Genomic DNA, 7388 nt, shown 5'->3' with positions numbered 1-7388 from the left:
CAATATTTCTCGAGCGCAATTTGCGTTAATACAACCTGATTTAGAAAACTTCCGCAAGCATACAAGACCGCGTCGTTATGATCTTTATGACGTATTCAATGCCATCCTTTACTCGCTTACTACAGGGTGTCAATGGCGTGAATTACCCCACGATTTTCCGGAATGGCACACTGTCTACCGCTGTGGCGAGATAAACCAGACCCGACAGCTGATTCGCTATTAGAAAGGCTTTTAAAAAAACTGTCGCTTCCTATCGTTTTGCACAGGGCCGATCGGCCCGAACGTCGTTTGTGATTGTTGATGCTCAAAGTGTTAAAGCCACTGATTTAACGAAAAATAGTGGCTACGAAGAAAGAAAAAAGATTTCAGGGATTAAGCGTCATATGGCGGTTTATATTAATGGTTTACCACAAGCCATTCTCGTGACACGAGCTAATGTATCAGATCGTTCAGGTGCATTGGCTATGTTTAGTTTGGCCAGCCAAAATTTAGAGCTGGTTCAGCATGTCATGGTTGATGGTGGCTACACTGGCAATGACTTTGCGGATCAGGTGAAGCTCATTTTGAATGCTAAGACGACGGTAGCTAAACGCAACGAGTTGCATATGTTCACGGTGTTACCGCAACGATGGATCGTTGAACGTTCATGGAGTTGGCTAGACAAATGTCGGCGACTTTGGAAAAACTGTGAACGTGCCCTTAACAGCAGTCTTCAAATGGTTGTATTGGCCTTCCTGAAGATAGTTCTTAAAAGATACTAGACAGGTTCTAAGAAAGAACTGTTTGATGGTTCTATTAAGGCGGTCGCTAAGTACTTTAACTGATTTGTGAGTGTCGGCGTCAATGCAAATAAACGACATGGAGCCGTGCGTGGAACGGAATTCATCAAAGCATAGATTAATCGGTAGCCGGCGGCTCGCGTGTGGATGAATATTAGCCGTCAAAATACGCTGAACTGAGTTTGTCGAAATACCGGTGAGACTGGCGATAGTCTTAGCCGGGAGTGATTTACTGGCTAGCTTCAGCACATGAGTCGCTAGTCCGTGACCGATGGCGTGGTTGGTTGATACCACTGGAGTGGTGGCCGTACAAGTGCTATGGCAGTTACTACAACGCCAGCGTTGTTTGTTTAGCTCTAGAATTACGGGCCGGTCCATGGGTCCTGAAATGTGGACATGAGTGAGCTTGTGTCCGTTAGGGCGCAACGTATTGTATCCACAGCTGGGACAGCGCCTGAGTGTGTAGGTAAGCTCTGCCTGGATGACCAAATACTTTTTGCGACCCGAGCCCCGATCATGAAATTCCTCACGAGTACCGAACACCTGAATGTTTGTGTCTGTAATTCCCAGTAATTTAAGTGTATTATCTAGTTGAGACATCTATTCCTACCCCGCTTATCTTGAGTTTCGTCGCTTAAAGCATAGCACTAGGGAGGCTTAGATGCCTTTTTTTGTTAGACGAATTTACAATTGAAGTGCAACAAGTAAGAAAATAAAAATAGACTCCTAGCCTGAGTCCTGTAGAATGAAGTCACCATAACAATCATCTAAAGGAGTTCTTAGGCTATGAGTCCATATACACATCTTACCTTAAAAGACCGCGAATGCATACTGTTAGGTGTAACTTTACACCATACTTACCAGGTTATTGCCGATCAAATCGGTTGTTCCAAAGCCACTGTGTCACGAGAAATTAAACGCAACGGCGGTCGGGGTGCCTATTCTGCCGTAAAAGCCCAGCAGAACTATCAACAGCGCCGATTAAAGAGTCGTCGCCTCAGGGTACTGGAGAATTTAAAGCTACGCGACTTTGTCCTTCACTGCATTCTTCAACGGCAATGGTCACCCGAGCAAATCGCCGGTCGTTTATCTTTAGAGAACAGTAATTGGCATATCAGCTACAACACGATTTATCGCGGAATTGAACGAAATAATTTAGGTGTTAAACGTAAAAGTCATGGGGCTCGAGGATTCGCTCGAAAGTTACGACATCGTGGGAAAACTCGTAAGGTTAAAGGAACTGTCAACGAACGACGTGGCCGTTTTAATAATGTCCCATCAGTCCATGAACGACCAGTCTCATGTGAGAATCGGACTCGTTTTGGCCATTGGGAAGGCGATACCGTTCGCGGCAAGATCGGGCGTTCGGGTTTAGTGTCACTGGTCGACCGTAAGTCACGATACCTTCTGTCTGAGCGTGTACCCAAAGTGAATGCCAAGAATGTGACCCAAGCGATGATCGACCTCCTGCATACAGTCACACCTAAACGCGTTCGTACGCTTACACCAGACCGAGGTACAGAGTTTGCGGGTTATCGTGAAGTCGGTAAAGAGCTTGGTATCTCAGTCTATTTTCCAGACCCGCACGCACCACAACAACGTGGGACCAACGAAAATACCAATGGTCTCATCCGAGAGTATTTTCCCAAAGGAACTGACCTTGATGAACTGACCGATCAAGATATCGCGAAGTTTGTCAGGGATTTAAATAATCGACCCCGTAAGGTCTTAGTCTGGAAGACACCGTCTGAAGTTTTCTTCGGTAAAAAGTTACACTTGATTTGACAATTCGTCGCGCAAAAAAGGACCAAAACAAAAGTTTTGCTTTGATCCCTATTTCAACGCTGATCACTAAAAGTTTTTAAATCAGCTTTTATTACAGATTTATATTAACGTTTTTCAATTTCATCTTCAGCGACCCATTTATGGTTGGTAACTTGCTTGCCACCATTTGTAGGCTGATAATTTACCATGTAAGCTGGTCCCTTTTGGATCTCAACTATCGTAGCAGAGCTATTTTTCATCCCCGCCATATGATCAGCTTTTAATGTTACCTTATCACCTTTTTTGTATTCTTTTCGATCACCCTCGATTTCATTAATAGTGACCCATTTATGATCTTTGACCATTTTTTTATCGGAAGTTGATTTGTAATCTACTGCGTATAACTTCGAGTCATAAGCATTTACGATCGTTGCATTGGCATCTTTCATACCTTTCATATGATCTGCCGTTAACTTAACTTTAGTACCGGCCTTATATTTTGGTTGCTCAGCTTTCTTTAAACCATGCACTTTTTTCGAACCTGTATGCTCGTGCATTTCTGTTTTCTCAGAAGAATGACTGTGCGTAGATGACCCTTCTTTTTGAGTAGAATTACTAGAACAGCCTGCCACCAAGAATAACATGGCAACTACTGCACACACATACAGTACTAACTTTTTCAACTTTCCCACTCCTTTTTGATAAAGTCTGTTTCTACCTTAACTTTAACTAAGAAATAGCTAGTTGACAACAAATTACCCTCAGCAAATTGAGTATGCTCATTTATCTTAAAAAAGCGGCACATTCTGCCAATAAAAAAGCCTTCCCTTAGCACGAGAAAGCTTTTTACTGAATTACCAAATTTTATTTTTCTCTAAATTCGCCCTTGATCACTGAATCTCCATCATCGGAATGATCACCTTGAGTGGGATCAGTCATAACAAGCGCAGTCACTGCATATAAGATAGCCCCACCGATAATATTACCAGGAAATATGATCAAAAATGCACCGATGATCCGCACAATTGCCTTATCCCAACCAAAATATTCAGACGGCTTTACAATTCAAGTGCAACAAATTAGTCAAATAGAAAAGACTCATAGCCTGAGTCCTTGTAAAATGGAATCACCACAAGACCAACTACAAGGAGAACTCGACTATGAGTCCGTACACCCATCTTACCTTAAAAGACCGTGAATCGATACTGCTTGGTATCTCTACAGGCAAAACTCTTGATACCATCGCCAAAGAGATAGGTCGTTCCAAGAGTACAGTCAGCCGTGAAATTGCACGTAACGGCGGCTGGCGGAGCTATTCGGCAGCCACCGCTCAGGACCGCTACCGGTGGGTTCGCTTGGCTAGCAGGCGTCCTCGGATCCTCGATCGACCGGGGACTCGTGACGCTGTCATTCGATATATCACGATGCTACATTGGTCGCCTGAGCAGATTGCCGGTGCTTGTCACTAGAAGGCAGTCCTATTCGCATCAGCTATTCGACTATCTACAGAGGTATCTACCTAGATAATCTCGGCGTTCCATTGAAGAGCCATGGTGCTCGCGGGCTACCAAGGCTGCTTCGACACCGAGGCAAGACGCGCAAAATCAAAGGCACCATAAATGAACGCCGGCGGCGCTTCAATGACGTGCCATCAATTCACGACCGACCCCGGTCGGCAGAAAATCGCAGCTGGTTTGGTCACTGGGAAGGCGATACAGTACGCGGTAAAACAGGACACTCTGCATTAGTAACATTAGTTGACCGTAAATCACGCTATCTGCTTTCGAAGCGAACGGCCAACGCAAAAGCTGACACTGTTAGAGACGTCATGATTGAGCTGCTTGGTGCCTTACCAGCTAACCGAGTAAGAACAGTGACTCCTGACCGTGGAAGGGAGTTTGCCCGGTACAGGGAGCTGGCAGAACGTCTGAATACAAAGGTCTTCTTTCCTGACCCACACGCGCCTCAACAACGAGGAACTAACGAAAACACCAACGGACTGATTAGAGAATACTTTCCCAAGAACACAGACCTAGACCTTCAGAGCGACCAGGAAATTGAGACTTACATTGAACAACTGAATAATCGACCACGCAAGGTCTTAGGCTGGAAGACGCCATCAGAAGTCTTCATGGGTAAAAAGTTGCACTTGAGTTGACAATTCGTCTATCAAAAAGGGCCTAGTACTTTTGGAATGGAAATACTTTCCAACACCAAAAATTCTAGACCCTTTTTTTTGCTGACTTTTGATCAGCTCTACAATCAATGCAATTAAGGCCACGGTAAAGGTACCGAAAGCCAGCATTAATTGTAAAGCGTCCGACACGGACACTTAGGCTACTCCTTTCGTTAGGATTTATGGGCTTTAAAGGTTTAACACCATAAGCACCACCTCCGATTGGAAATAGCCACCGCCTTAACTTCTCTACTAAATCTAGTATACAGGCAGCCTAGCTCTTTAACCAAATATAAAATTAAAGAATCAGTAAGAAAACTATATTTATATCTGTAAAAACAGTTTTTAACTGCTAGGTCATAATGTATAGATAAATAAAAGCAAGCACCTATGTAAAAAAGTGCCTGCTATGATTAATTATCAAAAAAATTCCAATCTATATTTATAAAGGGTTATCTTCCCAATTTAAATATTGATTAACTGATCTTCAATTGCTCAATTATTTACGTTCTAAGAAGCCTAATACAGATAAATTTGGCTAATTATCCATGTAATTTTTGTTGCAATGTATCACCAATGCCATCTACTTTCTTAGCAGCCAAGACGGTGCCACCGATGAGGACACCACCTACAATGAGCGTAGAAGCGATCATAAACTTAAATACATTTTTCAAGACGTCCATAAAATTCCCCCTTACTTTTTACTGGTTCGACCAACAACTAATGAAACAATCAGAACTAAAATAATTGCCCCAATGATCGATGGTATCAATGCCATGCCAGCTAACGAAGGGCCCCAAGTGCCAAGGAGCCCTTGGCCAATCCACGCACCGATTAAACCAGCTACGATGTTTGCAATCCAGCCCATAGCAGCACCACGGTTAGTGATTGCGCCAGCAATTGCACCAATGATTGCCCCGACGATTAATGACCAAATAAGTCCCATATTTACTCACCTCCTTTAGTTAACACGACTAGATTTATTGTCAGACGTTACTTTATCAACGCTGTCACCTAATGTTTCCTTCGATTTATTTGCGCCCTTACTGACGGCTTCCTTCGTTTTGTCTGTGGCATCGCTCACGCGATCTTGCAGAGAAGTCGAATCTTTTTCATGTTGCTCCTTTGTCTTGACATCAACAACATTCACATTTACCTCAATTACTTCTAATTCGGTCATATTCTTTACTTCCCGAACGATAACATTTTTGATCTTGTCATACAGTTTAGAAATATCAATGCCGTATTCAGCAACAATGTCGAGATCCACTGCAACCTGCTTTTTTCCAACCTCTACATCAATTCCTGATGTAACATCTGAAGTATTAACTAGTTTTTCAGCAACATTTGCGAAAAAGCCGCCATCTACGGTTAATAAGCCATCTACTTCAGAAAGTGCGATACCAATGATCTTTTGAATAACCTTATCATCAAATGTTAAATTGCCTTTAACACCAGACTTCTCGTTAGTTGTTGTTTTCTCACTTGTCGTTCCATTCTGCATAATTTTTCCTCCTTATAATTCAAACAGTTATTTAAAAACATTTGTTAAGATACCAGTTTTTTGAATATAATAACCCGCGGTAATCCCGATTGCCATAAAAATCAAAACAAAAAGCGTCTTGAAAAATCCAAAAGTGATGATAAGGACCGCTAAGAGCAATCCCATAATTCCACCAATTAGTGGCCAAAAATAGGCTTTAATGAGTTCGGTCACGATATCACCTCCTAGATAACTCGAGATTTATGCACATTAGCGTCCAACTCATTAAAATCAACGAGTCTGATTTTAATTTTTTTCTGTTCAGAAATTCCAAGACAAATACGCAAATCTTTTTTTAATTGATTAAGAAAATTTGCAGTCTGTTTCTTGGCATTGACTGAATTTAGTAGATCACCCGATATTTTAAGTGTGATCCCTTTTCGTGATAACTTAGATGATACCTTGGGGTTGCCAATAAAGGGTTCATGTTGAAGTGCTGAAAGCGCAAAATGTTCAATAGCTTTCTTACTGACGGTCACTTGACCATCAGACTTTTGATGAAGATATAATGATTGTGACCGTGGCCAAAAAAGTGTGATAAGCAAAAAAATAATTAACAGTACCGCCAGAATTACTCCACTCCAAAAGAGGTATATCGGTTCGTACTGCTCCAACCAACCAAGCTTTAATGACATGGGTGTACTAGTACTAATGGCCGTTGACCAATTTTTAAAGACAAGAACTATGGATAAAGGAAATGCAAGGATAATAAAAACTACTATTAATGCCTTAAATATAAATCGCAAATCATCACCACCTTTACCATAATTATAGCAGGACAGTTGTGATGATGGAATTATATGCTCTTATAAGGAACCAATTAAGATTTTTGTTTGACTAAACCAATCTAGCCACTAGGGTATACCCTATTGGCCTTTTTTGATCCTGTGCTATACTAGGAATTACAAATGTTCATTAGAACTGTCCAAAAGGAAGCGCTAAAAATGGCTAAAATCGGGTATGCCCGGGTAAGTTCCAGAGAGCAACATTTAGATCGGCAGTTAACGGCTTTAAAAAACGTTGATAAACTGTTTACGGATAAATTAAGCGGGGCCACCACGAATCGGCCAGAACTGCAAAAAATGTTGGCCTATATTCGTGAGGGTGATATTGTCCTGGTCACTGA

9 protein-coding genes and 4 pseudogenes are annotated in these 7388 nt (G+C 42.0%); 4 read left to right on the top strand and 9 right to left on the bottom strand.

Features of this window, described 5'->3' with window-relative positions:
- A pseudogene (locus FHL06_RS11735) lies at positions 1-761 on the top strand (IS5 family transposase); the annotation flags it as partial.
- 9 nt (positions 762-770) lie between these two features.
- Here the strand turns inward: FHL06_RS11735 and FHL06_RS11730 are convergent.
- Positions 771-1379 (bottom strand): annotated as a pseudogene (locus tag FHL06_RS11730) (ISL3-like element IS1165 family transposase); the annotation flags it as partial.
- Positions 1380-1565: 186 nt separating this feature from the next.
- On the opposite strand from FHL06_RS11730, the gene FHL06_RS11725 reads away from it, so the two are divergent.
- Positions 1566-2564: an IS30 family transposase gene (locus FHL06_RS11725; protein ID WP_012490951.1), complete on the top strand. Its 999-nt coding sequence runs from the start codon at positions 1566-1568 to the stop codon at positions 2562-2564.
- A 104-nt stretch (positions 2565-2668) separates the two neighbouring features.
- Here the strand turns inward: FHL06_RS11725 and FHL06_RS11720 are convergent, their stop codons facing one another.
- Positions 2669-3226: a YdhK family protein gene (locus FHL06_RS11720; RefSeq protein ID WP_153386766.1), complete on the bottom strand. Its 558-nt coding sequence runs from the start codon at positions 3224-3226 to the stop codon at positions 2669-2671.
- Between the two features lie 181 nt (positions 3227-3407).
- Positions 3408-3608, bottom strand: a complete 201-nt coding sequence (locus FHL06_RS11715) for a PspC domain-containing protein (protein ID WP_337692562.1) — start codon at positions 3606-3608, stop codon at positions 3408-3410.
- A 95-nt stretch (positions 3609-3703) separates the two neighbouring features.
- On the opposite strand from FHL06_RS11715, the pseudogene FHL06_RS11710 reads away from it, so the two are divergent.
- Positions 3704-4701: pseudogene (locus FHL06_RS11710) on the top strand (IS30 family transposase).
- 72 nt (positions 4702-4773) lie between these two features.
- Here FHL06_RS11710 and FHL06_RS15020 read toward each other — a convergent pair.
- The 6 genes and pseudogenes from FHL06_RS15020 to amaP form a co-directional block, all read right to left on the bottom strand.
- Positions 4774-4875, bottom strand: a pseudogene (locus FHL06_RS15020) (putative holin-like toxin); the annotation flags it as partial.
- 386 nt (positions 4876-5261) lie between these two features.
- Entirely contained in the window at positions 5262-5402 is a 141-nt protein-coding gene (locus FHL06_RS11700) for a hypothetical protein (protein ID WP_081539454.1), read from the bottom strand.
- 11 nt (positions 5403-5413) lie between these two features.
- Positions 5414-5665: a GlsB/YeaQ/YmgE family stress response membrane protein gene (locus tag FHL06_RS11695; RefSeq protein WP_003680323.1), complete on the bottom strand. Its 252-nt coding sequence runs from the start codon at positions 5663-5665 to the stop codon at positions 5414-5416.
- Positions 5666-5680: 15 nt separating this feature from the next.
- Entirely contained in the window at positions 5681-6223 is a 543-nt protein-coding gene (locus tag FHL06_RS11690) for an Asp23/Gls24 family envelope stress response protein (protein ID WP_153386764.1), read from the bottom strand.
- Positions 6224-6250: 27 nt separating this feature from the next.
- The gene (locus tag FHL06_RS11685) at positions 6251-6436 is read right to left on the bottom strand and encodes a DUF2273 domain-containing protein (RefSeq protein WP_003596522.1); all 186 of its coding nucleotides are present in this window, start codon (positions 6434-6436) and stop codon (positions 6251-6253) included.
- Positions 6437-6447: 11 nt separating this feature from the next.
- Positions 6448-7008 (bottom strand): alkaline shock response membrane anchor protein AmaP, encoded by a 561-nt coding sequence (gene amaP / locus FHL06_RS11680; protein ID WP_125594016.1) that lies wholly within the window; start codon positions 7006-7008, stop codon positions 6448-6450.
- A 198-nt stretch (positions 7009-7206) separates the two neighbouring features.
- Between amaP and FHL06_RS11675 the strand changes: the two genes are divergently transcribed.
- Positions 7207-7388, top strand: a 182-nt coding sequence (locus FHL06_RS11675) for a recombinase family protein (protein ID WP_192917971.1), incomplete at its 3' end; no start/stop codon positions are given.

This window comes from Companilactobacillus halodurans, assembly GCF_009600985.1.
Classification (GTDB): Bacteria; Bacillota; Bacilli; order Lactobacillales; family Lactobacillaceae; genus Companilactobacillus; species Companilactobacillus halodurans.
The sequence above is the reverse complement of the archived record's forward strand: the minus strand, read 5'-3'. Positions and strand labels throughout refer to the sequence as shown.

Coding starts and splice junctions, on each gene's coding strand:
- FHL06_RS11725 (WP_012490951.1), top strand. CDS start 1,566: ATGAGTCCATATACACATCTTACCTTAAAAGACCGCGAATGCATACTG.
- FHL06_RS11700 (WP_081539454.1), bottom strand. CDS start 5,402: ATGGACGTCTTGAAAAATGTATTTAAGTTTATGATCGCTTCTACGCTC.
- FHL06_RS11695 (WP_003680323.1), bottom strand. CDS start 5,665: ATGGGACTTATTTGGTCATTAATCGTCGGGGCAATCATTGGTGCAATT.
- FHL06_RS11690 (WP_153386764.1), bottom strand. CDS start 6,223: ATGCAGAATGGAACGACAAGTGAGAAAACAACAACTAACGAGAAGTCT.